Source organism: Mesorhizobium qingshengii (genome assembly GCF_900103325.1).
GTDB lineage: Bacteria > Pseudomonadota > Alphaproteobacteria > Rhizobiales > Rhizobiaceae > Mesorhizobium > Mesorhizobium qingshengii.
Genome location: NZ_FMXM01000067.1, coordinates 1 through 1,990, shown reverse-complemented (window position 1 = coordinate 1,990; position 1,990 = coordinate 1). Strand labels below are relative to the sequence as shown.

Annotated in this window: 2 protein-coding genes and 2 pseudogenes; all 4 read right to left on the bottom strand. The window is 56.6% G+C overall.

From position 1 onward, the window contains the following. Window positions 1-70: 70 nt before the first annotated feature. Window positions 71-606 (bottom strand): annotated as a pseudogene (locus BLS48_RS34100) (IS21 family transposase); the annotation flags it as partial. Window positions 607-760: 154 nt separating this feature from the next. Then, a pseudogene (locus BLS48_RS34095) lies at window positions 761-1,007 on the bottom strand (IS110 family transposase); the annotation flags it as partial. Between the two features lie 64 nt (window positions 1,008-1,071). Further along, window positions 1,072-1,530: a nuclear transport factor 2 family protein gene (locus BLS48_RS34090; RefSeq protein ID WP_051726975.1), complete on the bottom strand. Its 459-nt coding sequence runs from the start codon at window positions 1,528-1,530 to the stop codon at window positions 1,072-1,074. 157 nt (window positions 1,531-1,687) lie between these two features. Beyond that, window positions 1,688-1,990, bottom strand: a 303-nt coding sequence (locus BLS48_RS34085) for a DDE-type integrase/transposase/recombinase (protein ID WP_143019595.1), incomplete at its 5' end; no start/stop codon positions are given.

Here is a 1,990-nt window from a genome sequence, read left to right as displayed (position 1 = left end):
AAATGTAGTGGTAACACGCGCCGGCGCGCGCCTAACATGCTGACTTAATGACATATTCTCACAGGCGGTGTTTAAGTCGGGCATAGGACAGGCTCGACGCCCCCAACACGGCCACGAACAGATGCGCCTGCCGCGTCTTGCCCTTGAGCCGGTCGACGACCACGGTCACAGTGTCGCCGGCGTAGTCGACGAAGAGTTTGTCGCCAGCGGCATGATTCTGCCGCATCGTCACCGGCAGGTTGGATGCCCAGCCTCTGTAAAGATCACAACAACGGCTGTAACGGTAACATCGGGGTGACGCTCGATGTATTCGTCCCAAATGATCTGCAGCGTCACATGCTTGCGCTTCAGCTCGCGATGCACGCAAGCCCAGTCCGGCTCCACGCTGCGACGATGCCCCGTCTTCGTCCCGTTCGCCTTGTAGAGCGCAGCCTCCAGGACCGCGTCCGTGATCTCGTCCCCTAACGGCCAGGCAAGCCCGGCAGCCTCCGCACGCCGAAGCGTTTCGCGCACCGTCGAGGGCGCTGCGCCCACACGGTATGAGATCGCCTTGTGGCCAAGGCCCTCTTCAAATCGATATCTCAAAATCTCGCGGACACGCCGCATGGTCAGTCTCTCCGCAGGCATTTCGTTCCTTCCCTGGACAACCCAAAAGAAGAAACATTCCACCAGCAGAGCACCGGCCCAAACACCGCCACCAGGGGACGGTTAATTCTCGGAACGAGGGGGCGACATCATCTCGGAATCGGGAGGCGACTTCCCTTGGAATTTGCACATTGCCTAGGCGGATGCCGAACGAACGAATGGTGTTCTCACGGTCGAGGAACTTGGCCTTCAGATTGCGCCGGTGCGTCAGCAGAAGCTTGGTCCGGTATCAGCTTTCCGACTTGATATGGGCCTGGCGGAACCAGCCGGTGCGCATGATATGGGCGATGCTGAGCGCATCGGGCCTTGTCGGTTTTGTTGCGCTGCGCCGAGTAACTTCTGACATGTCCAATCTTCACACATCTTCCATCGCTCCTTACGACAAAACGAGAAGGTCAGGTAGATTCTACCGGACCCTCGTTCATTTTACATCCCCGGGACGAACATCGGGTTGCCGCTTTTGGTTTGGCTGGCTGGAACCTCCTCCTGAAGAACGTCCCAGTGTTCGATGATCTTGCCTTTTTCAACGCGGAACGTATCGACCGCGATCATCGGTTTGGGACCAAAACCTGTATACCGACCGCGCACCATGACAATGTTCCCGTCGGCAACGACGGCACCCATTTCATATTTGAAGCCCGGCGAAGTGTTGGATACAAATCCCTTGATGACGTCCCTGCCGTTGGGAAACATGGGATTGTGTTGGATATATTTCTGGCTCCAGTATCTGTCGACGACCGCCGGATCGTGATCGATGAAGAGGCCGACAACAGCCCTGATGACCAGTTCCTTGTTTTTTTCAGGACCCGCGTGTGCAGCGACTGCAAGGCTTATGACGGCAACAGCCGCAAATACGCCAGCGCGCATGAAGTTCTTCAAAGACATAGGTTCTCCAATTCAGTTGACTTCGAAATGCAGCTATCCTCAGCTGTGTTGGATCGCCGGGACGAATCCCCACAAATCCTGATCTTAGTTAGAGAATTGGCCAGGCACTGTAAAGTTATCAGCGGATTGATGCAGCGATAGCTGACCGGGACGGCTGTCAGGCTGCGGCTCGACACGCGATTTTGTTCCAGATTTGCATGGCGGCGTTACGCAGGTCTCGATGTTGAGCTGATGACAGCGTATTGCGGGAAAAGTGGAACAGGTTGGCAATCGGATCATGGATGGAAACGAACCGCTGAAGCTGGCGTGCCGACTTGAAGCGTTTCATGATCCTTTCGCGTCGTCGGGTCGGCTGGTGCGAATTTTCCGCTCGATTATTGAGGCCTTTGTGCGACCGGTGTTCGACACCGGGCATGAGGTCGAGCCGGGGACTGTCAGGAATTCCGTGTGCGGGCGGGCT

Coding starts and splice junctions, on each gene's coding strand:
- BLS48_RS34090 (WP_051726975.1), bottom strand. CDS start 1,530: ATGTCTTTGAAGAACTTCATGCGCGCTGGCGTATTTGCGGCTGTTGCC.